At 60.5% G+C, this 26059-nt stretch carries 20 protein-coding genes and 1 riboswitch; of the genes, 14 read left to right on the forward strand and 6 right to left on the reverse strand.

What is annotated here, in order from left to right:
• Positions 1–25 precede the first annotated feature (25 nt).
• From AC1DUB_RS04550 to cysS, 3 genes are all read right to left on the reverse strand, one after another.
• Positions 26–1006, reverse strand: a complete 981-nt coding sequence (locus tag AC1DUB_RS04550; protein ID WP_477717103.1) for an acetyl-CoA carboxylase carboxyltransferase subunit alpha — start codon at positions 1004–1006, stop codon at positions 26–28.
• Between the two features lie 43 nt (positions 1007–1049).
• Positions 1050–1745 (reverse strand): DNA-3-methyladenine glycosylase family protein, encoded by a 696-nt coding sequence (locus tag AC1DUB_RS04555; RefSeq protein WP_477717104.1) that lies wholly within the window; start codon positions 1743–1745, stop codon positions 1050–1052.
• Positions 1746–1812: 67 nt separating this feature from the next.
• A complete protein-coding gene (gene cysS, locus AC1DUB_RS04560) occupies positions 1813–3189 on the reverse strand; it encodes a cysteine--tRNA ligase (protein ID WP_477728494.1) in 1377 nt (458 codons plus the stop codon).
• A gap of 315 nt (positions 3190–3504) precedes the next feature.
• Between cysS and AC1DUB_RS04565 the strand changes: the two genes are divergently transcribed.
• The 5 genes from AC1DUB_RS04565 to AC1DUB_RS04585 all read left to right on the forward strand — a co-directional run bounded on the left by AC1DUB_RS04565 (position 3505) and on the right by AC1DUB_RS04585 (position 7316).
• Positions 3505–4140, forward strand: a complete 636-nt coding sequence (locus tag AC1DUB_RS04565) for a tetratricopeptide repeat protein (RefSeq protein WP_477728495.1) — start codon at positions 3505–3507, stop codon at positions 4138–4140.
• A gap of 185 nt (positions 4141–4325) precedes the next feature.
• Positions 4326–5051 carry a peptidylprolyl isomerase gene (locus tag AC1DUB_RS04570; protein ID WP_477728496.1) on the forward strand — a complete coding sequence of 242 codons (726 nt, stop codon included), beginning with the start codon at positions 4326–4328 and terminating at the stop codon, positions 5049–5051.
• 29 nt (positions 5052–5080) lie between these two features.
• Complete coding sequence (locus AC1DUB_RS04575) at positions 5081–5590, forward strand: peptidylprolyl isomerase (protein ID WP_477717108.1); 510 nt, start codon at positions 5081–5083, stop codon at positions 5588–5590.
• A gap of 34 nt (positions 5591–5624) precedes the next feature.
• On the forward strand, positions 5625–6479 hold the full coding sequence (locus tag AC1DUB_RS04580; RefSeq protein ID WP_477728497.1) for a UDP-2,3-diacylglucosamine diphosphatase: 855 nt from the start codon (positions 5625–5627) through the stop codon (positions 6477–6479).
• A 51-nt stretch (positions 6480–6530) separates the two neighbouring features.
• Positions 6531–7316, forward strand: coding sequence for a M90 family metallopeptidase (locus tag AC1DUB_RS04585; protein WP_477728498.1), 786 nt, complete (start codon positions 6531–6533; stop codon positions 7314–7316).
• 327 nt (positions 7317–7643) lie between these two features.
• On the opposite strand, the gene AC1DUB_RS04590 is transcribed toward AC1DUB_RS04585, so the two are convergent.
• Together AC1DUB_RS04590 and AC1DUB_RS04595 are read right to left on the reverse strand one after the other, a co-directional pair.
• Positions 7644–10520, reverse strand: coding sequence for a DUF349 domain-containing protein (locus AC1DUB_RS04590; protein ID WP_477728499.1), 2877 nt, complete (start codon positions 10518–10520; stop codon positions 7644–7646).
• A 243-nt stretch (positions 10521–10763) separates the two neighbouring features.
• Complete coding sequence (locus AC1DUB_RS04595) at positions 10764–14855, reverse strand: DUF748 domain-containing protein (protein WP_477728500.1); 4092 nt, start codon at positions 14853–14855, stop codon at positions 10764–10766.
• A gap of 762 nt (positions 14856–15617) precedes the next feature.
• Here AC1DUB_RS04595 and AC1DUB_RS04600 point away from each other — a divergent pair.
• The 3 genes from AC1DUB_RS04600 (at position 15618) to nrdR (ending at position 18511) form a co-directional block, all read left to right on the forward strand.
• Positions 15618–16481, forward strand: coding sequence for a lytic transglycosylase domain-containing protein (locus AC1DUB_RS04600; RefSeq protein ID WP_477717228.1), 864 nt, complete (start codon positions 15618–15620; stop codon positions 16479–16481).
• A gap of 129 nt (positions 16482–16610) precedes the next feature.
• A riboswitch (ZMP/ZTP riboswitch) is annotated at positions 16611–16742 on the forward strand.
• A 47-nt stretch (positions 16743–16789) separates the two neighbouring features.
• The gene (gene glyA, locus AC1DUB_RS04605) at positions 16790–18034 is read left to right on the forward strand and encodes a serine hydroxymethyltransferase (RefSeq protein WP_477728501.1); all 1245 of its coding nucleotides are present in this window, start codon (positions 16790–16792) and stop codon (positions 18032–18034) included.
• 27 nt (positions 18035–18061) lie between these two features.
• Positions 18062–18511, forward strand: a complete 450-nt coding sequence (gene nrdR, locus AC1DUB_RS04610; RefSeq protein WP_477717114.1) for a transcriptional regulator NrdR — start codon at positions 18062–18064, stop codon at positions 18509–18511.
• A 7-nt stretch (positions 18512–18518) separates the two neighbouring features.
• On the opposite strand, the gene AC1DUB_RS04615 is transcribed toward nrdR, so the two are convergent.
• Entirely contained in the window at positions 18519–19070 is a 552-nt protein-coding gene (locus tag AC1DUB_RS04615; protein WP_477728502.1) for a GspH/FimT family pseudopilin, read from the reverse strand.
• A gap of 318 nt (positions 19071–19388) precedes the next feature.
• Between AC1DUB_RS04615 and AC1DUB_RS04620 the strand changes: the two genes are divergently transcribed.
• From AC1DUB_RS04620 to AC1DUB_RS04645, 6 genes are all read left to right on the forward strand, one after another.
• On the forward strand, positions 19389–19832 hold the full coding sequence (locus AC1DUB_RS04620; RefSeq protein ID WP_477728503.1) for a type IV pilin protein: 444 nt from the start codon (positions 19389–19391) through the stop codon (positions 19830–19832).
• 5 nt (positions 19833–19837) lie between these two features.
• Complete coding sequence (locus AC1DUB_RS04625; RefSeq protein WP_477728504.1) at positions 19838–20320, forward strand: GspH/FimT family pseudopilin; 483 nt, start codon at positions 19838–19840, stop codon at positions 20318–20320.
• A complete protein-coding gene (locus tag AC1DUB_RS04630; RefSeq protein ID WP_477728505.1) occupies positions 20311–20976 on the forward strand; it encodes a type IV pilus modification PilV family protein in 666 nt (221 codons plus the stop codon). The genes AC1DUB_RS04625 and AC1DUB_RS04630 overlap by 10 nt, the downstream gene beginning before the upstream one ends.
• Before the next feature lie 37 nt (positions 20977–21013).
• Positions 21014–21973, forward strand: coding sequence for a PilW family protein (locus tag AC1DUB_RS04635; RefSeq protein WP_477728506.1), 960 nt, complete (start codon positions 21014–21016; stop codon positions 21971–21973).
• Between the two features lie 68 nt (positions 21974–22041).
• On the forward strand, positions 22042–22584 hold the full coding sequence (locus tag AC1DUB_RS04640) for a hypothetical protein (protein WP_477728507.1): 543 nt from the start codon (positions 22042–22044) through the stop codon (positions 22582–22584).
• A 47-nt stretch (positions 22585–22631) separates the two neighbouring features.
• Positions 22632–25958, forward strand: a complete 3327-nt coding sequence (locus tag AC1DUB_RS04645) for a pilus assembly protein (protein WP_477728508.1) — start codon at positions 22632–22634, stop codon at positions 25956–25958.
• The last annotated feature ends 101 nt before the right edge of the window (positions 25959–26059 follow it).

The following is a 26059-nucleotide window of genomic DNA, read 5'->3' on the forward strand; positions in this document are numbered from 1 at the left end:
TTGAGCTTGAGCTTGCCGTGGCGCCCTATTTCCCGGCGTCGGCTTTGGTGTCGGTAAAACGGCCGTAGCTTTGCAGCCGTTCGTAGCGGCGGTCCAGCAGTTCCTTGACCTTCAGGTCGCTGACCTGCCGGAACGCGTCGTTGAGCGCCCGCTTCAAAAATGCCGCCATCTGCTTGTGATCGCGATGGGCGCCGCCCACGGGTTCGTTGACGATCTTGTCGATCACGCCCAGAGCCTTGAGCCGGTGTGCCGTGATGCCCAGCGCATCGGCGGCTTCCTGCGACTTTTCCGAGGTTTTCCACAGAATGGATGCACAGCCTTCCGGACTGATCACGGAGTAAATCGAATACTGCAGCATCACCACCTGGTCGGCCACCGAAATGGCCAACGCGCCGCCGGAGCCGCCCTCGCCGATGATGGTGGTGATGATGGGCACCTCGAGCTGCGCCATTTCAAAAATATTGCGGCCAATGGCCTCCGACTGGCCGCGCTCTTCGGCGTCGATGCCGGGGTAGGCGCCGGGTGTATCCACAAAGGTGAACACCGGCAGCTTGAACTTCTCGGCGGTCTTCATGAGGCGCAAGGCCTTGCGGTAGCCCTCGGGCTTGCTCATGCCGAAGTTGCGCAGGCCGCGCTCCCGGGTGTCGCGCCCTTTCTGGTGGCCCAGCACCATGCAGGCAGTGCCGTTGAAGCGGGCCAGGCCGCCCACAATGCTCAGGTCGTCCGAGAAATGCCGGTCGCCGTGCAGCTCCACAAAATCGGTGAAGATGTCGTTGACGTAATCCAGCGTGTAAGGCCGCTCCGGATGGCGGGCGATCTTGGTGATCTGCCAGGGGTTCAGGTCGCTGTAGATGTCTTTGGTCAGCTGCTGGCTTTTCTTGGCCAGCTGGTCGATTTCTTCCGAGATATCTACGGCCGACTCGGTCTGCACGTAGCGCAGCTCTTCAATTTTCCCTTCAAGCTCCGCAATGGGCTGCTCAAAATCGAGAAAGGTTTTTTTCGCCATGTAATGCTCCTCAAGGCTTCTTAAAACTTAAGGCCTGTTACCGTTACTTTTGCTCGGTACCCAGAACCGGTAATGGGTCCAGCGAGCGCCAAATATACCAAGTTGCGACACTGCAATACGGCGCCCAGGCCGCAGCCACCTCGCGCGCATCGCTGCGGCTGACGGATTCACCCGAAAAATAGTTCTGGCTGATGCCGCTGATCAGGCCGAGATCGTCCAGCGGCAGCACGTTGGGACGCATCAGGTAAAAAATCAGAAACATCTCGGCCGTCCAGCGGCCAATGCCGCGGATGGCCACCAGCTCGGCAATGATGGCTTCGTCGTCCATTGCCTGCCAGTCTTTCACATGGACCGCGCCGGTATCGAAGTGTATCGACAGGTCTACCAGGTACTCCACCTTGCGTGCACTCAGGCCCGCAGCCCGCATGTCGTTAACCTTGAGCCTGAGCACGTTGGCGGGCGTGATTTTCTTGGGCAGGGCCGAGAACTTTGTCCAGACGCTCTGGGCCGCTTTCACGGAGATCTGCTGCCCCACGATGCTGCGCGCCAGCGTGCTGAAGGCATCGCCTCTTGCATGAAGACAGGCATCACCAAACTGGGGAATCAGCCGCTTCATCACCCGGTCTTTCTTGACCAGGTGCTTGCATGCGTCGCCCCAGTACTCTGGCACCGTGGTGGCGGGCTCGGGAACATCGGCCAGTTCAACGCTGGCGGGGCCGGTTTTTACTATCTTTTTCATGGTTGCCCGCGCCCGCACTGCGCCGATGGGTAGCCAGAATGCGCAAAAAAATGATTACGCCCTGAACTCACGATTGCACCTCCCAGGTAGTGCCTGCAGGTGAATCCTTGAGGACAATGCCCTGGGCCAGCAAATCGTTGCGGATGCGGTCTGCCTCGGCGAAGTTTTTCGCTTTCTTGGCATCGGCACGCTGAGCGATCAGTTGCTGGATGCTGGCGTCATCCAGCCCCGCGCCGGCCTGAAGGTAGCGACCGGGAGCGCCCTGCAGCAAGCCCAGGCAGCCGCCCAGGCTCTTCAGCAAACCGGCCAGTTCGGCGGAACGGGTTTTGTTGACTTCACCGGCCAGATCAAACAGCACCGCCACGGCTTCGGGTGTGCCGAAGTCCTCGTCCATGGCAGCCTTGAAGCGCGCTGCAAACGGATTGGCCCAGTCAATCGACACGTCGGCCGGGCTGACGAGGTCCAGCGCCGTGTAGAGGCGCTTGAGCGAATTGCGGGCGTCGTCGAGGTGGGCGTCGCTGTAATTCAGCGGGCTTCGGTAGTGCGCACGAACGATGAAAAACCGCACCGTTTCGGCGTCGTATTTCTGCAGCACTTCACGGATGGTAAAAAAGTTGCCCAGCGACTTGGACATCTTCTCGTTATCAACCCGCACAAAGCCGTTGTGCACCCAGAAGCGTGCCAGCGGCTTGCCGTTGGCGCCTTCGCTCTGCGCAATTTCGTTTTCATGGTGCGGAAACTGCAGGTCGGCCCCGCCGCCGTGAATGTCAAAAGTTTCGCCCAGCGTCTGGCAGCTCATGGCAGAGCATTCGATATGCCAGCCCGGCCGGCCGGACCCATAGTCACTATCCCATTTAGCTTCCGGTGGCTCGGCAGGCTTGGCGCGTTTCCAGAGCACGAAGTCCAGCGGATCTTCCTTGCCGTCCAGCACCGCTACGCGCTCGCCCGCCCGCAGCTCATCGAGTGATTTGCCGGAAAGCTTGCCGTAGCCCGGAAATTTGCGCACCGCATAGTTCACGTCCCCATTCGAAGAACGGTAGGCCAGGCCCTTGGCCTCCAGCGTGCTGATCAGCGAAAGCATCTGCGGTACGTATTCCGTCGCGCGCGGCTCCAGGGTGGGCGGCTCGATGCCCAGGGCTCCGATGTCCTGGTGCATGGCGACGATCATCTCGTCGGTCAGCGCGCGAATGGTGATGCCGCGCTCGACCGCCCGTTTGATGATCTTGTCATCGATGTCGGTGATGTTGCGCACATAAGTCACCTGCAGGCCGCTGGCCTTGAGCCAGCGTTGCACCACGTCAAACGCCATCATCATGCGCGCATGGCCGATGTGGCACAGGTCGTAAATCGTCATGCCGCACACATACATGCGGACATGACCGGGGACCAGGGGAGAAAAATCTTCCACGTCACGCGACAGCGTGTTGTAAATGCGAAGGCTCATGGAGTATCTGGATGCGTGGCCTGACTGGAATCGGTCGATCGGTCAGAGGGGAGACAGGAAACGGAATCTGGCGGACAGTTTTGGGCGCAGAAAAATATAAAAACGGAATGCAAAAGAAGCTGCCATAAAGGGGAAAGCACGATTTTCGGGCGGCAACGAACTATACCCCCTCAGCTACAATTGGTCAGTATATCCAGCCGACCTGACAGCATGCAGCATGCGGAAAATCCAGGGGCCACTGAAAAGCCGGACCGTTTCAGGGCGATTTTCTGCCCGACGGGTAACCAACGCTTCCAAACAATTGCGAGATTTCTCATGCCCACGCGCGCACCGTTCTCAAGCAACTCACGCAACCCCTTGCCGGCGGCCCTGCGCATGCTGTTGCTGGCCGCCATGCTGTCGGTATCCGCAGCCCATGCCGACGACTACGCCGATGTCAGCCGCCTGATACGGGCCGGCCAATACCCCGAAGCGCTGGCCAAGGCCGACCAGTACATCGCCGCAAAGCCACGCGACCCCCAGATGCGTTTCTTCAAGGGTGTCATCCAGACCGAAACCGGCAAGACCGGCGACGCGATTGCCACCTTCACCAAAATCACGGAAGAATATCCCGAGCTGCCGGAGCCTTACAACAACCTGGCAGTGCTCTACGCCGGCCAGAACCAGTTTGACAAGGCCAGGGCTGCGCTTGAAATGGCGATCCGCACCAACCCCAGCTACGCCACCGCCCACGAAAACCTGGGCGACGTCTACGCCAAGCTCGCCAGCCAGGCCTACAGCAAAGCCCTGCAGCTTGACGGTGGCAACACCAGTGTGCCGTCCAAGCTGGCGCTGATCCGCACCTTGTTGTCAGCCGACCCCAAAGGCCAAAAGCCGGCCGCCGCTGGCGCGCAGGCATCCAGCCCGACGGTTGCCAGGCCCGCCCCTGCATCCGGGGCATCGCCCCGGTAGCCCGTGCTTCGCATTGCATGAGCCGCTGCCCTGAGACCTGCGCTGGACCGACAGCAGCGACACGATGGTGGTAACCTTTGGCAAACTGGCCAGAGGCGCTAAAACAGGCCGTGCCAGGCGCTCGTGGGGGGCAATACCCCTCGCCGGAGCAGCCAGTGAAAATATTTTTTTGAAGAGGTAATTCAATGGCATTTGCCAAACTCGCCATGTCCGCCATGTTGACCCCATTCAGCCCGGCTCGCCGCGCAGCGCTTGCGGCAGTGGCTGCATCTGCCGTCATCGCCTGCCTTGCCGGCCCGGCCCTGGCGCAAAGTGCCCCCAAGGTGAAGTTTGTGACCAGCGAAGGCGAGTTCGTGGTCGAGGTCTACCCCGACAAAGCGCCCAAAACAGTCGAAAACTTTTTGCAGTACGTCAAGGACAAACACTACGACGGCACCATTTTTCACCGCGTGATCAGCAACTTTATGGTGCAGGGCGGTGGCTACGATGCGAAATATGCCGAGAAAAAGACCCGCCCCCCGGTAGTCCACGAAGGCCGCGAAGCCCTGGCCAAAGGCGGCGCCAAAAACGTGGTGGGCACACTCGCCATGGCCCGCACCAACGACCCCCATTCGGCGTCATCGCAGTTTTTCATCAACGTCAAGGACAACGACTTTTTGAACCCGACGCCGATCCCGCCGGGCGACCCGGTGCCACGGTTTGAGTACCAGGGCCAGGTCTATGAAAACACGCCACGCGCGCAACTCGTCAACGCTCCCCAGCTCTACGGCTACACGGTGTTTGGCAAGGTCATCAGCGGCATGGACGTGGTGAACAAAATCAAATCGGTGCCCACCGGCCCCGGCGGCCCCTTCCCCACGGACGTGCCTAAAACGCCCGTTCTCATCCAATCTGCAACCCTCGTCAATTAATCAATTGACTCACTGATACAGGAACCACCATGAGCAACCCGAAAGTCGAACTCCACATCAAAAACTACGGCGTGATCACGCTGGAGCTGGATGCCGCCAAGGCACCCAAGACCGTCGCCAACTTCCTGAGCTACGTCAACAAGGGCCACTACGCCAACACCGTTTTTCACCGGGTGATTCCCGGCTTCATGGTGCAGGGCGGCGGCTTTGAAGTCGGCATGAAACAAAAGCCCACCGACGCCGAGATCGAGAACGAAGCCACCAACGGCCTGAAGAACGACAACTACACCGTCGCCATGGCCCGCACCAATGCGCCGCACTCGGCCAGCTCACAGTTTTTCATCAACGTGGCTGACAACGGCTTTTTGAACCACACCGCACCCAGCGCATCGGGTTGGGGCTATGCCGTGTTTGGCAAGGTGGTGGCGGGCACCGAGGTCGTTGACAAGATCAAGGCCGTCAAGACAGGCCGCAAGGGCTTTCATGACGACGTGCCGCTCGAAGACGTGGTGATCGAAAAAGCGGTAGCGCTGGCCTGAAGCCCTTCGGACTGAGCCTGCCCAAGTCCAGCCCGTGACCTCCTCCTTGACCGTGCCCCAGATCGCGGAGCTCCATGCACCGCCTTCCTGGCGCACGGTCGATTTCATCGCAGACCTGCATTTGCAGGCCGGGGAGCCTGCCACCTTCACGGCCTGGAGGCATTACCTTGAGAGCACGCCTGCCGATGCGGTGTTCATTTTGGGCGACCTGTTTGAAGCCTGGGTCGGTGACGACGCGGTAAGCGATGACCTGTCGGCCCCAGCGACTGGCCTGGAGACCAAACCAGAAACCAGCTTTGAAGACCGCTGCGCCCGCCTGCTGGGCGAGACGGCCGGCCGGCTGGCTGTTTTTTTCATGCACGGCAACCGCGACTTCCTGGTGGGCCAGACACCGGCCGGCCCAACGCTGATGGACCTGTGCAACATCACCTTGCTGGCTGATCCGACTGTGCTGGTGTTTCCAGGCCAGTCCGCCCACCGCTGGCTGCTGTCGCATGGCGATGCGCTGTGCCTGGGTGATGTGGACTACCTGAAGTTTCGCCAGCAGGTACGCAGCCCCGACTGGCAGAAGGCCTTTCTGGCCAAACCGCTGGCCGAACGCCTGGCCATTGCGCGCGGGCTGCGCCTGCAAAGCCAGCAGCAGCATGAACGCCGCAGGCAATCGGGGGCTGGCTATGCCGATGTGGACGCCCAGGCCGCCCGCCAGTGGCTGGAGGCTGCGGGGGCACGTACCCTGATTCACGGCCATACTCACCAACCGGCGGTGCATGACCTCGGCCAGGGTTTTGTACGTGTGGTCCTCAGCGACTGGCACGCAGAGGCCAAACCGCCGCGCGCCGAAGTGCTGCGCCTTTCTGCCGGCGGCCTGCGGCGCATTCCCCTGCTGTAGGTCCGGCTGCCGGCCTGCTCACAAAAAGCCTGCAATCGACACACCCGCTTCATGCTGAACTGGTTGCGAACACTGCTGGGGCGCGTCCGTGCCGATCCTGGCGCCATTCCCGAGACCCTGTGGCTGGACACGCTGGCCCACTACCCTTTTCTGGCCCGGCGCCCCGCGGCCGAGCAGTTACACCTGCGGACCCAGGTCAGCCAGTTTCTGACCCAAAAGGAATTCAGCGGTGCGCACGGCCTCGTCGTCACGGACGAGATGGCGGTTGCGATTGCTGCGCAGGCCTGCCTGCCCGTGCTGCACCTGGGCCTCGACTATTACGACGACTTCAAAGGCATCGTGGTGCACCCGGGGGCCATGCTGGCGCGCCGCGAGGTCACGGACGGCAGCGGCGTGGTGCACCGCTACAGCGAAGTCCTGCTGGGCGAAGCCATGGATCGGGGCCCCGTCACCCTGAGCTGGCAGGATGTGGCTGCCGCTGGTGAATCGGCCAGCCATGGCTACAACGTCGTGGTTCACGAATTCATCCACAAGATCGACATGCGTGACGGCGCCGCCAACGGTTGCCCGCCCCTGCCCTCGCGTGCGGCACGCGAGGCCTGGCAATCCGTGATGCAACCGGCCTATGACGGCTTTTGCGAACAGGTTGCCATGGCCGAACGTTTTGGCGGCGCGCCACCCTGGCTGGACCGCTACGGCGCCACGTCACCGGCCGAATTCTTCGCCGTGACCTGTGAAGCGTATTTTGTAAACCGCCCTCGCTTTGCGCAGGACTTCGCGGCCCTGGCTGGGCTGTTTGATGAATACTTCAAGAGAAACAAGGCCTCAGCCCATTAAGGACAGGGAAGTACAAGGAAGAGCAGAGTAGCACAGGGGAAACGGCTATCTATTTGATAGCATCCTGGCCGCATGCGCTGAAAATTCGGGGCCGGCAGGTGCTTGAGTATTTCCTCGTATGGCATGCCGACGCGATAGCCGGCCGGCCATGGGCAACTGCAACGCCCATTATTTCTTGCCCAGTGATGTCAGGCCGCTGGCACTGACATCCCTGAGATGAACACCCCGGCTGGCTCATGCCTCCATGCCGCACCAGAATGCAGCGCGAAGAACGCAGACCGGGAGCGTGAAAGCCCAAGCCAAACCCCTGCGCTGCGGGAGGTCAGCTCAACGCTTGAGCAACACCTTCAACACGTTCTGCACACGCCTGGCGTTGCCGGCATCGAAGTCGGCTGCCAGCACCTGGGCGGCGTCTTCACCCCAGGTTTCAGCGGGCGCGGGCGCGTTGCGCCGGGTCAGCAGCTGCAGTTGCAACATGCGACGGGCGCTGAGGTGCTCGGCAGGCGTGGGCAGTTCGGCGGCAATCTCCAGGCGCAGCAAGGCCTCGGACGCGTCCTTGCCTGAGGGCGCGCCAACCGCCTGAACCCAGCGGTTGCGCACGGCGGGCGCGACCTGCTTGCCCAGCTCCTGCGCGCCGGGCAGCAGCGACGGATCGCGCTTTTCCCAGGCGGTGATCAAGTGGGTCAGCACTTCACCATGGGCCTGCATGGCGAGCTTTTTCAGGGCGTGGTTGGCGGCCTCAAAGGCTTCGCGTTGGGCGCGGAAAGCGGCATCGCCCAGGCGCGGACCGCGGTCTTCGAAGGCCGGGCGGTCATTGCCGCGAGGGCCCCGGTCGTCACGGCCGGAACGGCTGCCATCGCGGTCGGGGCGGTAAGGCTCGAACTTGTTGTCAGTGCTTTGGCGCGGGCCGCCCGGGCGCGAATCCTTGCGGTCACCGAATTTTCCGCCTCGTCCTGCGGGCGCTGCTTCAGCCTTGCGCATGCCAGGGCGGTCATCACCGCGCATGGCCACGATGGGCCTGGGTGCGGCTTTGGGCGGCGGCGGGGGCTCAGCGGGTGCAGAGGCAGGCTCGCCGGCTTGCGCAAACTCGGTGGCGGCCGCTTCAGAAGCGGCTTCCATGACGGGCGATTGGTCTGCTACTGTTTCCGTAGCTTCCTGCGTAGATTCAACGGAGGCTTCGGCATCATCTCCCGCTGCAACAGGTGTTTCGTTGGCGGCGGCAAGCACGGCCTCGACCGAAAGAGCCGACGGCACGTCGGACTCCGATGTAGCCGCAGGTGCGGGTACGGGCGCAGGGGCCGGCACGGGAACCTGGCCACGAACAATCGCCTCAAGCGCCTTGGCGGCGGCGTGGATTTTTTGCGCATCGCCGCTGGCCGTGGCGGCTTCCACCGCTTTGGAGGCCTCGAGCACCATGCGGTCGAACTCGCCAAGCGCAGCTGCTGCTTTTTCGCGCTCGGCGGTTTTGCGCTGGAAGGCGTCATCAATCGGCTTGCGAAAAGCGTCCCACAGTTTTTGCTCCTGCTTGCGCTCAATCGGCACACTTTGCGCCTCATGCTGCCAGCGCTGCTGCAGGGTCTTGACGGCATCAATGCGCAACTGGGGCTCAGCCCCCAGAACTTGCGCCTCTTCAATCATGGCTTTGCGGTGCGCCAGGCTCTCGTTGCGGGCGGCCGTTAGCGGTGCATCAGCCGCATCCATGGCGGCTTTCCAGACAGGCTGGATTTCGGCAAAGGCCTTTTCACCCAGGTGCCCCGCTTCGCGCCATTTCTCCACAAACCCGTTAAGGCTGCGAATGTGATGCTTCCAGTCGGTGTTGGTCTTGTTGGCTTCGGCCCAGGCCAGCACTTCATCAATCAGTGCGCGGCGCTGAGCCTTGCTGGCCTCCGTCTGCTCCTTGACTTTTTCGAGCCAGGTTTCGACCACTTTATGGGCTTCATTGCAGGCGTCGTCAAAGCGCTTCCACAGCGCATGGTTGGGCGTGCCGCCCTGATCGCTGGTCTTCCATTGCTCGCGCATGGCGCGCAAGGCTTCCTGTTGCTTGCGGCCGCCCATGGGGTGCGCCACCAGCGCTTCGGCTTTCACCACCAGCTCTTCACGGATCTGGTCGGCGCGCCAGCGCTGCCAGCCTTCCAGTTCACCCGCAGCCGTCAACGCGGCGTGGGCGGCGGCTTCGAGCTTGCTGTCGATGTGGCGGACATGCTCTTTCAGTGCATGGCGCAGGTCAGCGGCGACTTTGGGTGTGGACTTGCCATGGCCTTCAGTGACTTCGTGCTCCAGCCTGGCCAGTGCCTCCTGCACGGCCGCCGTCGCCTTCTCGCGCATGTCCTGCAACACGGCGGGGTCGATTTTGGCCTTGGGGGCGCGCGTCGGCTGCTCGCCCGCAGGCGCCGGCACACCGCGCGCGGCACGCAGTTCGTCGGCCCACACCGGCACGGCGGGCAGCGGCGCCGCCGCGTCCTCCGCGGCTTTCACAGCCACGGCCAGGGCCCCCTGGAACGCGTCCCACACAGCGAGCAACTGGCCACGCGAGGCATCCAGCAGCGGTGGAAACTTGGCATCGACACTGGCCCAGTTGGCGTCGTGCATGATCTCGTCGGCCTGGTTCTGCCAGTGCGTCACGTCGGTGCGCAGCGTATCGAGCGCCGCTTCCGCATCGCGCCAGGGTTTGATCGACAGCACCTCGATGCGCTGCGCAATCAGCACGGCGGCTTCGCGCTGCACCTGGGTGCGATGCTGCAGGTCCTCGATGGTTTTGACGCGCTCGGCCAGTTGTACCTTCAGGCTGGCCAGGGGATCCCGGGACAAGGGAGCGCCGGCTTTGGCGGCATCGCGCTGCCAGGCCAGGGCATCGGCCAGATTGAGTTTGGGCAAGGCGAGCAGGCCCTGCGCTTTTTCCGCCCATTCAGCCGCCACGGCTTCCTGGCCTTTGCTGCGTTTGACTTCGTCGAGCTTTTCCTTGAGGGGTTTGGCGGCGCCCTTGTCGCGGTTGGCCAGGTCCTTGTAGACCTCGGCCATCTGCTCTGCCGTGGGCTCCGTCACCAGCCACTGACGGATGCGCGCCGCGCGCTCGCCCGAGGTAGGCGCTGAAAACGCGCCGCCCGTCAGGCCATCCAGCGGATGGGCTTCAGGCGATTTGGCCGGGCCGGTTTTCACGGCGGATGCATGTGCCGGGGTGGCGTCGGCTTTGGAAGATTTGGACATGGGAAAACGCAGCATAAAAAATTAATAACACTCGGTTCGAGAAAAACAGCCGAAGACGGCACGCGAGCCGGGGCGCCCTGTGCTCCGGGATGCTTGCGCCATGCCAGCACTTGCTGCCATGGGTAGGGCAATGGGTGGTGAACCGTCAGCGGGGAAAGCGGGTCGCGGCGTACAAGGCCTTTACCTCCTGCGCCCCACCCTCACGCTTTAAAAAATAAAGCACTGCGCGTATTTTCGCTGTTTTTAGGGCATCGCCAAATTAAGTTCGGCGCGTGGCGTCCATTTGGCCTCTGGCGGCACCGCTTTGGCGGCCCCCAGAAAGAGGCGATCAGGTGGCAGATTTCGGGTGGCGAGATAGTCCTTGACGGCCATGCCGCGCTGCACCGCCAGCTCGCGCATGGCGTCATCGCTCACGTTGATGTCGGCCAGCAGCAGTTTTTCCATCTCGGGCACGGGCAGCTCTTTGGCCAGGCCGATGAGGTTGCGCGGTTTGGGCATGTCCGCGCGTTTATAGACCTCCTTGAGCAAGGTGGGGTACTCGGCGGCGCTGATGCTGACCGCGGCCCCGGTGGTACCGCCCTCTTTGACCGTACTGCGCCGCTTTTCGGCCCCTACCAGTTCATCAAGCCGCTCGCGCTTGAAACCCTCACGCTCGGCCTCCAAACTGCTGGTGCCAACTACCGTGAGCTTGAGCGCAGGTCTATCAGCCAGCGCCTTGGCCACCTTGTCGAGCCCTGCCCTGGCTTCTGGCCCCAGCTGGGCGCTGCCGGTCTTGAAACTGACGGTGCTCAACTCCTCTGCGCCACCGCCCAGCGCACTGGCCAGCAGGCTGAACGGTGCGGTAATTGCCTTGACGATCACATTGACAATGACCTTGACGATGATGGGGCCGAGGCTGAACTGCGGGTCGTTCAACGAGCCGCTGATGGGCAAGTCCAGGTCAATCACGCCGTTGCGGTCGGCCAGCAACGCTACCGCCAGCTTGACCGGCAGGCTGGCGGTGGAACCCTCGACCTTGTCACCAAAACTGAGCTGATTGAGGATGAGCTTGTTGGTGGCGGTGAGCCGCCCGTCAGGCAGAACCACATAGTTGACGTCCATACTGAGCTTGCCGCGGCTGATACCGTACCCGGCGTACTTGACGGCATAGGGCGAAAGCGGCGGCAGCTCCAGGTCGCGCACCTTGCCGGTGATGTCAAGCGCAAGCGGCTTGGCCAGCGGGTTGAGCTTGCCCAAAATCTCCAGCGACGCCGTGCCCTCGGCCCGGCCTCGCAGCTCCAGGTCGGCCATGTTGGGCGTCGTAGCCGTGCCGCTGCCCGGCGTGCTGGATGTCACCACCGGGGACACCGAGGAGAACGCGCTGAGCTTGCCGGTCAGGTCGCTCAGGTTGGCCGAATAGTTGGGTTTGACAAAACGGTCCGAAAACAGCACCTTGCCGTTGACCAGGCTCATGGGGCCAAAACTCACTGCCGGAGGCGGGCCGGGGCTGGCGGCGGGAGGGGTCGAAGCAGGCGATTGCGCTACGGTTTGCGAGCCTTTTGGCGCTACAGCCTCTGTTTGACGGGCACCACCAGCTATGGTTTTGGTAGCCGCTTGAGATGCGGGCGTGAAAGCGGCGATCGTTGCCGTGCCCCCCGCCGTGCTGGCAGAGGCGCCCGGCTTGAGCAGGTCTTGCAGGTTGATGCGGCCCTCGGGTGTGACGATCACGCGGGCGAAGAAGTCTGTCAACACGGTTTCCTTCACGTCCACCCGCGTGGCCTTGGCCGGGTCCAGCGCAAAATTCAGGCCGCGCAGGTTCAGCGCCTTCCAGGCCAGCAAGTCTTCGCTGGGCGCCAGCGTATTGGCCTTGAATTCTTCCAGCGCCACATCGCCGGCAACCTGGGCCTGTGGCCCGGCCGGGGTCTGGCGGTAGGCCACGCGGCCCTTGAAGCTGGCGTCTGCGCGCAGCAGCTCGATGTTGAGCGTGTCGGCAAAGTAAGGCTCAAACGCCTGCGCCGGCAGCCGGTCCACCACCAGCTGGCCCTGTGCCTGCAGCGGCACGAGGCCCACACTGCCCTTGAAGTCAAGCTTGCCGGGTTCAAAATGCCCGGCAGCCAGGCGCAAGGAGGCGGTGAGCGGCATGGGCTTGGCCGCTTGCGCCCTGGCCGAAGGCCGGTCATCAAGCACCAGACCGCCCAGTTGGGCCCTGGCCGCCGAAACCTCAAACGCGACCGGTTTGGCGCCGGCCTTGTCGGAAAACGATATGGCGCCACCATCAAGCAGCACCTCGTTGATGGCCACGGCCCAGGAAGGCGCGTCTGCTTTGGTGGCGACGGGCGCTGACGGCGGCGATGGCGATGGCGTGCTGTGGCTCACCATCCAGCGCTCATACATCCAGCGTTTGCCGCTGTCGCGGTCGATCTTCGCCCTGGGCTGGGTCAGCTGCATTTTGGCGGATTTGAAGGTCTGGCCGGCCACATCGATGCCCACCTCAAACAAGTCCACACGCTTGATGGACACCAGCGAGGTTTTGCCTTGCGCCAGCACCACGTCGCTGACGGCGATCTGCGGGGCCGTGACCTGCAGCGCCTGGCCCTTGTCGCCGCTAGCGGCCTGCCACGTCACGCCCAGTTGGGCATCGAGTTGGCCGTTCAACGCTGGAAGCAAAAACTCGCCAACGTACTTGGCTGCCATGTTGAGCGGCCACGCAGCCACTGTGGACGTGACCTGGGCCGCCTGGTCGGTGGCCGTTCCGCTGAAGGTCAACAACGCCGGGGTGGCGGCCGGCTCGGGCGCGGTGGCTTTCGCAGAAACCCCGGCCGCCATCGCCTTTGCCTTTGTCAGTGCTTTTGTGTTGGCGCCTGCCGCTGCAGCGGGCGGTTCCTGGATGGATTGATCCAGCCCTACCGATCCGTTGAACCGCAAGGGTGCGCCGGCGGCAAACGGCACGGCAATGGCCGACGCGTCCAGTGCGATGCCAGCCAGCCGGATCTGGGCAGGCGAGCTCAGGGTTTCATCCAGCCAGTTCAGTGCACCACCGCGCACGGTGACCTTGCCCACCTGCACTTTCCAGGGCGTCGCCGCCGTGGAAACCGCTGCGGCGGGCGGGATCACCGGTGCGCTGACCGCGGCCTTTGGTTGGACATCGTTTGGTGGGGTTGCTCCCGGTTTCTGGCCGTCAGCTCCCATGTTTTTTGCAGCGCTTTGCCTGCTGGAAGGCAGCACATTCAGGCGCCCGGCCCGGTCCCGCGTGATCTGCAGCGTAGGCGCGGTGAGCTCCGCCGCAGAGAGTTTGACGAATTGCTCCAGTGGGCGCACGTCGTCCATGCTGATCTGCAGCCGATCGAAAGACAGCAAGTCCCGGCTTGACGACGAAGCCGCCGACAAGACGGGGCCTGGAACAGTCAGCAGGCGGACCTTTTCTGCCGTCGCCGTGCCCGATATCCTGACTACGGCGTTCGGCGTCTGCTCAAACGCCACCTTGACATCGGCATGCAGTACCGCGCTTTGCAGCCGGAACGGCAGGCTAGCCGGCCAGTAAGCCAGGTAGGGGCTCAGGTCAAAGCCGCTAAGCGTGACGCTGGCGTCGGTCTTGCGGGTCTGTGCAAAGGGCGTACCGACGGCCGCCGTGTCGAAACTGCTGCCATTGAGCCGGAAAGCCAGGTGCGGCGTGGTTTTGATCTCGCGCTGGGACTGCAGGTTGCTCAAAAAAGGCACTGTGAGCTGCAGGTCCCGCAGCACGTGGGTCTTGCTCACCGACTGGTCGATAAAGTCCAGTTGACCGCCATTGAGCTCCAGGTTGTAGAGAGCAAACCGCTGAGGCTCACCAGGCACCTCGCCTGCGGAGGCCTTGAAACGGTCCAGGATGTCGTCAATGTCGTAGCGCCCTTCCCCAAGATAAGTCAGCGAAGCCGCGGGTTCCTGCACCACGATCGCATCGGCCACCGGTGCCAGCCGCAGCAGGGACTCGAGTTCCGCATCTATATAGATACGCTTGATCGTGAGCTGAGGCGCTGCGCTGGCCTGGGCACTCCCGGCTGCACCCGGTGTAGTGGCGCTTGCTGGACTGGTTTTGGCGATGACGAGGTCATTGAGAGTCAGCTCCAGCGACCACGGCTTGAAGTCCACTTGCCCCACGGTCACCCGACGACCCAGTTTTTCGGAGGCAATTTTTTCCAGCTGCGATGTCAGGATGACGGGGACCACCGCATAGGCCAGCGCCCACAACAGCAACAGCCCCCCGAAAGCCCAACTCGCAYGGCGCCGCCACGACGGTGACCGGACCCAAGCGCTGGCCTTGGCCTGAAAACTCTTTCCCCCCGCCCACCACTTGTTCTTCAATTCATTGCTTGGCATAAGACCCGAGTTTTTTATGGCCGGGCCAAAAGGTCAATGATTTATTTGAAAAAAAGTGGTGATTCAAAACGAAAAACCCCGACCAGCTTGACTGACCGGGGTTGACGGCGGGCGTAATGCTCATGCCGTCGGTCTTCGCAAAAGGAGAGAGTAATCGTCTCACAGTGCGATAGAAGCAAGTGATTGCTTCCAGTTTTACCGGGGTTGGTTACCCAGCGGGAGCCTGAATCAATCAGGCAACTAGAGGTTAAACCGTCGACAGGCCGGGGGCAAGTCCAAATTTTCAATCGTCGGCACAGGAGTGATTGCCGTTTTCTTGAGGCAGCGCCGGGGGAGCCCTGCGCCTGCAATGAGAAGCTATCTGGCAGACACACGGGATTTTGGATGACAGTGAAATTTGAGTAAGTAAATTTAACTGGGGCGGTTCTTCAAAAGGCAGCGCAAAAGGCAGCGAGGCAACGCTACAGCTCGCTCTTTGGCCATTTTTTGAGTAAAAAGCAGGGGCTAAATTCACTTTTATGCATATAAAACAACTTTGTTATTCTTGACAGGTTATTAAAGCGACCACTAAAATTCGGCTTGCTCCCAAAACCACCTAGGGGCAACCCGAATCCGCTGCCGATCCCGGCAACGTCAAACAAGGGTCAACACCCGCAAGGCCAAGCCTTGGTTTGATGGCGACCCAATCAAAGTCTGCATGGCCCCCGCGCCTTTGCAGGCGTAGAAAGGAGTGCTATGACAGCGCTAGGAAACCATGGCTTGATGCCGTACCTTGAGGCGCACTTCAAAAGTGCACGCAGCAGTGTTTCAAATATTGCTGACGACATTGCCCAAGGCTTTTTCGAGATCATCCACAACAGCTTTGCCCTGCTGGGGCTGGCCGTTGTGTTCGCGGTGATTACGCTTGTTGCCCGGCCCGATCTGCGTCAGGCCGGTGAATCCGAACTCATCACCTGGCTGCAGGAGCGCCAGGAGGAAGCGATCGGCTTTACCGAGCCCGCCGCCATTGACCGGGCCACCGCATCCAACCCGAAAGACCTGCCGTCCCAACAGGCGGCAGTGGCTTACTGGTTGAGCAAAAAATACGGCGTGGCGGCAGAGCCCCTGAGCGTTCTGGTGTCGGAGGCGTTTGAGATTGGCCAGAAGGCCAAGCTTGACCCCACCCTGATTCTGGCCATCATGGCGATCGAGTCGGGTTTCAACCCTTTTGCCCAAAGCCCGGTCGGCGCGCAGGGCTTGATGCAGGTGATGACCAAGGTGCATCACGACAAATATGAAAACTTTGGCGGCAAGCTGGCGGCGTTTGACCCGGTTACCAACCTTCGCGTCGGGGTTAAGGTACTGCAGGAGTGCATTGCCAGGGCCGGCTCGATCGAGGGCGGCCTGAAGTATTACGTGGGTGCGGCGAACATGGAAGATGACGGCGGTTACGCCGGGAAAGTCATGGCCGAGCACGCCCGCCTGCTGGCGGTGGTGGGGAGCAAGCGCCTTTTGCCCTCGCCATTCTTCGCTTCCCCGGCGCCTGCGCGCCCCATGCCGGCCTCGTTGCCGGCAAAACCCGGCGCGGTGGATGCCGGCGACGGCAGCAAAACGCCTGAAAAAGTGGCGCTCCTCAGCCGCTCCTGAGCCCCTCTGTTTCCTGGCCGCCAGCCCTTTGCGGGTGGCTGGGCGCACTCTCCTTCCATGCCGGGCTCCACCCCGGCTTTTTACTTTTGAACCCACGCCTGCCCCCGAACGCCCGGCCTCAGTTACACTAGCGAGGTGCGCGACTGGCGATAGGTATCATGGTCTTGCCGGCCATTGATGCTGACGTGGGGACACCACTGGGAAGCGCACCGCTCAAAGCCGTTTGGCCACAGCGTTCAGCCGTTCGCCTGGGCAGCCCTTGCTTCCTTGCTACCCAAGGACAAGGATCAAAGTCTTGAAGGACTGCCATGTACCATCGCAATATTCTGGTCGAACAGACCGACCCCGAAATTTTCGCTGCCATCCAGGCTGAAAACGCCCGGCAGGAACACCACATCGAGCTGATTGCCAGCGAGAACTACGCCTCGCCCGCCGTCATGGCAGCCCAAGGCTCGCAGCTCACCAATAAGTACGCCGAAGGCTACCCCGGCCGCCGTTATTACGGCGGTTGCGAGTATGTGGACGTGGCCGAACAGCTGGCGATTGACCGCGTCAAGCAGATTTTTGGCGCGGATGCCGCCAACGTGCAGCCGCATTGCGGCGCTTCCGCCAATGAGGCGGTGTTTCTTGCCTTCCTGAAGCCCGGCGACACCATCATGGGAATGAGCCTGGCCGAAGGCGGTCACCTGACCCACGGCATGGCACTCAACATGAGCGGCAAGTGGTTTAACGTTGTCTCCTACGGGCTCAACGACAAGGAAGAGATCGACTACGACGCGATGGAGCGCAAGGCGCACGAGACCCGCCCCAAGCTCATCATCGCCGGCGCCTCGGCCTACAGCCTGCGCATCGATTTCGAGCGTTTTGCCAAAGTCGCCAAAGCCGTAGGCGCCATCTTCATGGTCGACATTGCGCACTACGCGGGACTGGTTGCTGCGGGCGTGTACCCGAACCCGGTGCCGCACGCCGACGTCGTGACGTCCACTACGCACAAGAGCCTGCGCGGCCCGCGCGGCGGCATCATCCTGATGAAAGCCGAGCACGAGAAAGCCATCAACAGCGCGATCTTCCCCGGCCTGCAGGGTGGCCCGCTGATGCACGTGATTGCCGCCAAGGCGGTGGCTTTCAAGGAGGCGCTCTCCCCCGAATTCAAGACGTATCAGCAGCAGGTGCTGACGAACGCGCGAATCGTGGCCGAAACGCTGACGCAGCGCGGTTTGCGCATTGTCAGCGGCCGAACAGAGAGCCACCTGATGCTGGTCGACCTGCGCGCCAAAGGAATCACCGGCAAGGAGGCTGAAGCCGTACTCGGAAACGCCCACATGACCATCAATAAAAACGCGATTCCGAATGACCCGGAAAAGCCGATGGTCACCAGTGGCGTGCGCATCGGTACACCGGCGATGACTACGCGCGGCTTCAAGGACGAAGAGGCACGCATCACGGCCAACCTGATTGCAGATGTGCTGGACAACCCCCGCGATGCCGCCAATATCGAAGCGGTTCGCGCCAAGGTCAATGCCCTGACCAGCCGCTTCCCTGTTTATCGCTAAAGCGCATTTCGACGTCTTGGCAAACCGATGAAATGCCCCTTCTGCGGCAACCTTGAGACCCAGGTGGTAGAAACCCGGGTGTCGGAAGATGCAGATTTCATACGCCGCCGCCGCCAGTGCGGCGCGTGTGAAAAGCGCTTCACGACCTACGAGCGGCCAGACGTCAATTTTCCGGCGATTGTCAAAAAAGATGGGCGCCGCATTGAGTACAAGCGCGGCAAAATCCTGGGCTCCATGAACCTGGCGCTGCGCAAGCGGCCGGTGAGCACAGAGCAAATCGACTCAGCCATCGAGCGGATTGAAGAAAAACTCCTCAGCCTGGGCGTTCGGGAAGTCGCCTCCAACCGCCTCGGCGAGCTGGTCATGCGGGAGCTGAAGAAACTCGACAAGGTAGCCTACATCCGCTTTGCCAGCGTGTACCGCAGCTTTGAAGACATTGATGAATTCAAGACGCTGGTGGATGAGGTGAGGCGCTGATATCAAATCAAGGGCAGTTATTCACCGTCGCACGGGCCATGCGGGGACGCCCAGCGATGTTGATAATAATCTGCCGGGCCTCCGCGGTGGTAGCCGACTGCGTGCATACCGTGAAGGTGCCGACCTGAAATGCGCCAGAAGCCAACTTGGTCGTTCCGGTGGAAGTGTAGGACAGGTACTTGGCGACCGAGCTGTTGCCTGACAGCCGGATGGGCTCCGGCAAGGCAGCCTCCCGCGACAAAATCACCTCACCCTCGTCCAGTGAAGCGTTGTTGTTTGAGTCGTGAAACACAATCCACCCCTGCTCCCATCCCCCTGATGTGGCGCAGGCATCCCCGGTAGCCGACTTGCACATCACAGCTCGAGAATTGTGCTTGATGGCCTCGCTGCGAGCCAGCAGCAAACTGGAGAAAAAAGAATTTCCCGCGGTGCTTAACTTCATGGAGTTGGCCATATCAGACATGGCCGGAGCCGCCAGTGATAGCAGCACGGACGCAACTGCAACCGTCCCCAGTAATTCGATCAACGTGAAACCGGCACAGCCGGAGCGTTCACCCATGCGCATCCACTCCCTTTGAGTTCGGGCCAACCCAATGCCGACCTCAGAGGCACGAGACTACCTCGGGCACAGGGAGAAAACCATCCCACACTTGGGGGAGACAAGACAAAAAAACCATGATCGATCGAGTGGCGATGCAATAGAAAACATATTGCAACTGCCTCACGCAAAACGTACGCAACCAGCAATCTGCGAGGGTGAAAAGTTTCGACACCGCGCCGATCGCTGAACACAGGGCGGGGCCGCGTATCGACAGGCGTATGGAGTAGAGCGACAAGCGGCAACCAGCGCAAAGCCTGGAACAATGACAATCCAGCTGTGAAAACTAAATACACCCTCAGTTGGCTGGGCACCCGCCGGACCATGAAGCAACGTGGATTCACACTCATCGAGTTGATGATTACGGTTGCAATCGTCGGCATCCTCGCGACAGTCGCCTATCCGTCTTATACGCACTACATTCGCAAGGGCAAGCGCGCAACGGCCCAGGCGGCATTGATGGAGCTCGCCAGCAAGGAGCAGACCTACCTGCTGGATCGCCGGATTTATACAGCCAACCTGACCAGCCTTGGTTTTATCGCGCCCAAGGAAATAGAAAATGATTACACCTTTGCCATTGATAGCATCAGCGACGTTCCCCTTGCCTTCCAGGCCAAGGCAACACCATCGGCTGCGCTGACCGCCAAAGGCGAGAAAGCCCTGACGGTGGATCACTTGGGGACCAAGGGCCCGGCGAACACAATTGGTTATTGGGGTAAGTGATCACCATGAAATTGCCGCCCCGCGCCGCAGCCTGTCGCTCTAGGTCACTGGTGGCGCCGGCGGATGCGCGCGGCTTCACGCTCATTGAGTTGATGATTACCGTTGCGATCATGGCGATCTTTGCCTCGCTCGCGGCGCCATCCTTCCGCAATCTCATTGCCACGCAACGCATGCGTTCAGCCGCTTCGGCATTAACCGAGTCATTGTGGATGGCTCGTAGCGAGGCCCTCAAACGCAATACTGCCGTCGGGTTTTCGTTCGCCAACATCACCACAGGATGGGACGTCAAGGCCGGGGCAACAATCCTGCGTACCCAGGATGCGTTTCCCACGATAAGCTCGGGCGCGGGCAGCTTCCAGTTCAATGCCTATGGGCGGTTGTCCGATGCAGTGACGATAGAGCTAACAGTAGCAACGACCGACCTTTACCGTTGCGTGACCGTATCGACCGCCGGACGAACCGCAGAAAAGGAAGGGAAATGCCCATAATCGTCCCACAGACGCGCATTCGGTACCAACGTGGCTACGCCGTTGGTACATATTCCCGCGTGCGCGGCTTCACGCTCATCGAAATTCTGGTCACGCTTGCCATCATTCTTATCGGAATATTGGGTACCTTCGGACTCCAGACGAAAGCCACGAAAGTAGAGTTTGAGTCCTACCAGCGCGGTCAGGCACTCGCACTGGTCCGGGATATGGAGGCACGTCTGACAGCCTCTCGCGGCATTATCGATAGCTTCCTGACTGCAGAGCTCAGCTCAACAAATGGCTCCGTGTACGTCGGGGTCGGCAATGGCGGGCTCAACGGCGTGCTCGACTGCACAGCTATGGCAACGCTAGCCAAGACGCAGCTTTGTGCCTGGGGCGACTCTCTTCAGGGCGCGGCCGTAACAGAGGGTGGAAAATCCGTCGGAGCGATGATTGGCGCGCGTGGTTGCCTGATCCGTATGGAGCCACCCCAATCCAATTCGCTTGCGGATCTGTACGTTGTCGTGGTCTGGCAAGGCGTTGTAGCTGGCAATGATCCACCAGCTGACGCGGTCACAGGGCAGAACAACTGCGCCAGCGCAGTGAATTTCGGCACTGGTTTGCGCCGCGGGGTTTCGATGCGGGTGATGGTTCCAGACCTGAAAAAAACGCTGTGAGGTTTGACATATGTTCCGAATAAACAGCATTGCAGGTATGTCCATGCATTCATCGCGCCAACGCGGATTGACTCTGGTCGAATTAATGGTTGCGATGGCGGTTGGGTTGCTGCTGGTTATCGCAATGACGGTCATCTTCGTTAACAGCAGTACGTCTCGCCGCGAACTGGCACTCAGCGCCGAGGTGATAGAAAACGGCCGGTACGGGCTGGACGTGCTGGCCCGCGAACTGTCGCAGACCGGGTTTTATGGCACGCTCGCAACCCCCACCGGCAACACTCCCGTCGACATGTGCTCTACAGCCCCGGCGGTGTGGGCTGGCTCCCTCTTGAATCACGTCACCGGGCTCAACAATGCTGCGGCGAGCCCCGTTTGCCTGACACGCAAGGCGGGCACCGATGCCATTTTTATCCAGCGTGCCAGCACCTGTCAGGTCGGCGACGCCGAGTGCGATGTCGAAAGCAACAAGCAGGCTTACCTGCAAGTATCCGAATGTGGCGCGGAATACAACACCACACCTTTTGTCCTGGACAAAGGCCTTGAAGCGACTTTTACCCTGCAATCCAAGGCCTGTGACAGTGCGATAAAGGCCGGGAAGCGGCGCATTATCCGGCGCATTTACTACATCAGTACCGCTTCCGCATTAAAGTCTTCCGCATTAAGCTACATTGACATCACGCCGGACGGCATATCAACCCCGGTAGCGCTGGTTGAAGATATTGAACAGATGCAGTTCGAGTACGCAGTTGACAGCGACGGGGACGGCACCATCGACAGTTTCAGCCCGACGCCCGCCACCTGGTCAGACGTCATCGGCGTTCGCGTCTGGTTGCTTGCGAGTTCCACCAGCGCGAGCCGCAACGCCGCCGATGCGACCACATTCAAGTTGAGTGCTGACACCACCGTCGACATTCCCGCCGCCAGCAGCAACCTCAAGCGCCGCGTCTACAGCACCTACATCTCTTTCGAAATGCCGAAAGCGCGCAAGGAATCTTGATGAAACGCAGCCACCGCCTGTCTTGCCGAGCCTCTCAATCCGGCGCAGTTCTTTTAATCGGAATGATCATGCTGCTGATGCTGATGCTGGTAGCCGTCGGAGTGATTCGTCTTTCCATGAGTCACACCCAGATCATCAACAATGAACAGGTGCGCACGGAAGCAAACACGGCAGCAAACTATGCGCTGGACATGGTGCTCAACGCACCGGCAAGCACCTGGGACGGTTACAAGAATGGCGGCAAGAAGGAATACATCAACCTTGGAACATCGGTCATCACTGACAGCGCCGATGTCTCGGTCGCCGTCACGGTAAGCAATCTCACCTGCAAGCGCTTGCGCATCATCAAAAACTCAGAGCTGATCAAGGTGTCGGGCTCCCTCACCTATGTCCCGGCTAGCGACAGTTCCTGCTTTGGCGGCGGCGGCTCGCCACTGACCATTGTTGACCCTACGGCCCTGGGCCCACCAAACGCCGAATCGCTGTGCGCCAATGTGCTCTATGAAATGCAGGCCACCACGAGCGACGCCAAGCTGCTGGGAGCGGGTGCCACTGTTGTCCAGGGTGTTGAGGTGCGCCGCGGAGTTGACGAACTGGGCAGCTGCGACTAACTCAATGCAATTTGCTGCGGCAGGCAGCCGGCACGAAAGAAACCATCATGAAACTATCTACCTTGCGAATCTGGCTGCTGGCACCGTTGGCAGCGCTGTTCACGACCCTGCCTGCAGCGGCCGCGGATATTGACATTTATTCGGGCGTAGCCGGCGGCGGCGAACCCAATGTGCTGTTTTTTATTGACAACACGTCCAACTGGTCCGCCAGCAACCAGGCTTGGGATGTGACCGAGGTAACCGCCAAGTGCAATTTGCTCCCGGATCCAGCCAAAACCATATGCAAGGGTTACGTGACCACGATTTTCGGCGCTGAAACGAAACTGGTACAAGGACGCGTGGAATTACGTGCACTAAGGCTCGTATTGGACGAACTGGTCTGCAAGACCGGCGCAAAAATCAAAATAAACGCGGGCATCATGCTGCTCAACGATGCGGGCAGCGTCGACAGTTCAAGTGTGGTATCAGGCTACATACGGCATCGAATCACATCGCTCGATACGGCTCAATGTAAGGTGGTGCTGGATGACCTTGACAGAATCGACAGCAATATTACCACCCCGGAGTTCAAGGGGCCGTCGTCAGCCGAATACGGCACGGCACTGTACGAAGCTTTTAAATATTTTGGCGGATGGACCAATCCCGCAGGATCACGTACCGCCACAGCAGGCACCCCAACCGGCGCCACCGGTTTTGGGCCAATCCGCTACTCCAAGCCACTTGACCAGGAAGATCCCAAGGCATTCACCGACTCAAGCAAGACCACGTACCAGAGCCCTATTGGAGGTACTGCGGCCTGCGGCAAAAACTACATTGTCCTGATTGGTAACAAATTTCCGAATCAGGAATACGGCACCAACACCAATTCGTCACCCTACCCCACCAACACACAGATGACCCGGTTGAACTACAACCCGGAAGCGCAAATTTATCCCAAACCCCTGGCAAACTCCGACAAGACAAACGTGCGCTTCGCCGACGAATGGGCCAAATTCCTCTATCAAACCGACGTTAGCGACATACCCGGTGAGCAGCACGTCAGCATGTTTACGATTGACGTCTATAACAAAACAGCCGATCCATCGCAGGGCGCCCTGCTCAAATCGATGGCCGATCAGACTGGCCCCAATGGCTACTTCCCCGTGGGCGGCGACCTGTATGGCCTGATCAACGCGTTTATCGACATCCTGACGCAGGTTGCTGCGGTCGACAGCGTGTTTGCCTCAGCATCGCTGCCTGTCAGCGTCAATGCCCAAGGCACTTTCCTGAACCAGGTGTTCATGGGTGTTTTCCGGCCAGATGACAATGCGCAGCAGCGCTGGGTGGGTAATCTCAAGCAATACCAGTTTGCCCTTAACGGCAACACGCTGTTTTTGGCTGATGCAACGGGCAAGTCTGCCGTGGATGCCGTCAACTCCGGCTTTATCCAACACTGTGCTCAGAGTTACTGGACAAAGGATAGCGACACGTACTGGCAATCCATCACCGGAATGAACAGTGCCTCTGCCTGTGATCCAACGAACAACCTGAAACCCTATTCAGATTTACCCGATGGGCCCATTGTCGAGCGTGGCGGAGCGGGTCAACGGCTGCGTGACCTGGGATATGCCGCACGCAACATTCAAACCTGTTCGACATCAGGCTGCACGGCCCTGACAGATTTCACGACAACCAACATGACCAGCCTGAGCCCTACCCTGGTCAACTGGGCACGTGGACAAAACAACGGTGATGGCAACATCAAAGCATCTACCGGCGCAGTAACTTACATTGACTACGGGCTGGGTGGGCTGGGTGACTCGTCCACGGCCAACACGGTCACACGTCCAACGGTGCACGGTGAGGTCGTTCATTCGCGCCCGCTGGCCGTGAACTACGGGGTCGACAAAGCCAACGACGTGGTGGTTTTCTACGGCGCCGGTGACGGCATGCTGCATGCCGTCAATGGCAACCAGGCCGTAACCGATGGCAACGAACTCTGGTCGTTTATCGCACCCGAGCACTGGAGCACCCTTGATCGCGTGCGCACCAACAGCCCGCTGATTTCCTATCCAAACGTCAATGCTGGGCTGAACCCGACCCCCACGCCGAAAACCTATTTCTTTGACGGAACCATCGGCGGTTACCAGGAACGAACCAGCAGCTCAGTCATCAAGCTCTGGATCTACCCGACCATGCGCCGTGGCGGGCGTTCGGTCTACGCTTTTGACGTGACCACAAAGCCAAGTGCCAGCGTTCAACCCAAATTGTTATGGCGGTACAGCGAGGCCAATGACAGCCGCATGGGCGAGACGTGGTCCACTCCTGTAGCGATTCGCGTCAAAGGTATGAGCTCGCCGCTTGTGGTCTTCGGTGCCGGTTACGACAAATGCGATGACGCCGAGGACTCAAACACGGCGTGCGCTTCGGTGACCCAAGGCAAAGGCATCGTCGTGATGGACGCGGAGAAAGGCGCCGCAGCCAACTACCGGTTCATCGGCGTCGCAACAGGGGAGCTGGACAGCTCAGCTGGCCGCTTTGTCGCTGACATTACCGCTGTTGACGTAGACCGCGACGGCTACACCGATGTGCTCTATGCGGTCGACACACGGGGCAATATCTGGCGTATCAACACCAGCGACCCGAATTCTTCTTACACCGGCTATTCTGATGTGAGTAAATGGCCGGTCAACAAGATCGCGCAGGTCAGTGACTGGACCGTGGTGTCGGAAAAGCGAAAATTCATGTCCGCTCCCAGCGTAGTGGTGCTGGGGTCGCAAGCCACCGTACTGGTAGGCACAGGCGACCGCGAGAAACCATCCGCCGACTCCGCGGCAGCGAAGGTAAACAACCGGTTCTATGGAATCCGTGATGACGTCACCATAACCAAAGCAGCGGATATCACGACAGCAAGGGGATACGGCGTTGTCGTCGACCCTGCGAATTTGCCAGATCTCAAGAATGTGACGACTCTGTCCATTTTCGATCCGACGGCACTTTCGTCCTTTAAGGGTTGGTTCAGAAACCTTTCGACCACAAGCGAGCCTTACGAACAGGTGATTACCACGCCGCTCACCTTTGCCGGTGTGACTTACTTCAACACCTACCAGGCCAAGCCCTCTGGCACGAACATCTGCGCGAACCTCGGCACGGGGCGCGCCTACCAGATCGACTTCCAGACTGGCGCCAAACTTACCGACCTTGATCTGGTGACAACATTCATCACACAAGGCATCCCTCCATCGCCAGTAGGCGGCCTGGTCGAGATCGATGGTAAAACCGTGCCATTTTTGATTGGCGGCCCTGGCCCTACCCCGCTGTCGCCGAAAAAGGTTGTCCCGAAGGTTCGACCCGATCGCAAGCCTGTCTACCGCTACCATCGAATCGACAAATAAAACTGCCTTGCCGCCCGTGCATGCGGGCGGCGAGCTTGTCTATTTAAGCCAAATACGGCTATAACTGGTTTACTCTCGCCGCTCCAAATAAGGCTGTGAGT

The sequence above is a fragment of the Polaromonas sp. P4_F9 genome, from assembly GCF_056401235.1.

What these genes read in the sequence shown, in the direction of transcription:
- AC1DUB_RS04550 (WP_477717103.1), bottom strand. Translation starts at nt 1,006, where the DNA reads ATGGCGAAAAAAACCTTTCTCGATTTTGAGCAGCCCATTGCGGAGCTT.
- AC1DUB_RS04555 (WP_477717104.1), bottom strand. Translation starts at nt 1,745, where the DNA reads ATGAAAAAGATAGTAAAAACCGGCCCCGCCAGCGTTGAACTGGCCGAT.
- cysS (WP_477728494.1), bottom strand. Translation starts at nt 3,189, where the DNA reads ATGAGCCTTCGCATTTACAACACGCTGTCGCGTGACGTGGAAGATTTT.
- AC1DUB_RS04565 (WP_477728495.1), top strand. Translation starts at nt 3,505, where the DNA reads ATGCCCACGCGCGCACCGTTCTCAAGCAACTCACGCAACCCCTTGCCG.
- AC1DUB_RS04570 (WP_477728496.1), top strand. Translation starts at nt 4,326, where the DNA reads ATGGCATTTGCCAAACTCGCCATGTCCGCCATGTTGACCCCATTCAGC.
- AC1DUB_RS04575 (WP_477717108.1), top strand. Translation starts at nt 5,081, where the DNA reads ATGAGCAACCCGAAAGTCGAACTCCACATCAAAAACTACGGCGTGATC.
- AC1DUB_RS04585 (WP_477728498.1), top strand. Translation starts at nt 6,531, where the DNA reads ATGCTGAACTGGTTGCGAACACTGCTGGGGCGCGTCCGTGCCGATCCT.
- AC1DUB_RS04590 (WP_477728499.1), bottom strand. Translation starts at nt 10,520, where the DNA reads ATGTCCAAATCTTCCAAAGCCGACGCCACCCCGGCACATGCATCCGCC.
- AC1DUB_RS04600 (WP_477717228.1), top strand. Translation starts at nt 15,618, where the DNA reads ATGCCGTACCTTGAGGCGCACTTCAAAAGTGCACGCAGCAGTGTTTCA.
- glyA (WP_477728501.1), top strand. Translation starts at nt 16,790, where the DNA reads ATGTACCATCGCAATATTCTGGTCGAACAGACCGACCCCGAAATTTTC.
- nrdR (WP_477717114.1), top strand. Translation starts at nt 18,062, where the DNA reads ATGAAATGCCCCTTCTGCGGCAACCTTGAGACCCAGGTGGTAGAAACC.
- AC1DUB_RS04615 (WP_477728502.1), bottom strand. Translation starts at nt 19,070, where the DNA reads ATGGGTGAACGCTCCGGCTGTGCCGGTTTCACGTTGATCGAATTACTG.
- AC1DUB_RS04625 (WP_477728504.1), top strand. Translation starts at nt 19,838, where the DNA reads ATGAAATTGCCGCCCCGCGCCGCAGCCTGTCGCTCTAGGTCACTGGTG.
- AC1DUB_RS04630 (WP_477728505.1), top strand. Translation starts at nt 20,311, where the DNA reads ATGCCCATAATCGTCCCACAGACGCGCATTCGGTACCAACGTGGCTAC.
- AC1DUB_RS04635 (WP_477728506.1), top strand. Translation starts at nt 21,014, where the DNA reads ATGTCCATGCATTCATCGCGCCAACGCGGATTGACTCTGGTCGAATTA.
- AC1DUB_RS04640 (WP_477728507.1), top strand. Translation starts at nt 22,042, where the DNA reads ATGCTGCTGATGCTGATGCTGGTAGCCGTCGGAGTGATTCGTCTTTCC.
- AC1DUB_RS04645 (WP_477728508.1), top strand. Translation starts at nt 22,632, where the DNA reads ATGAAACTATCTACCTTGCGAATCTGGCTGCTGGCACCGTTGGCAGCG.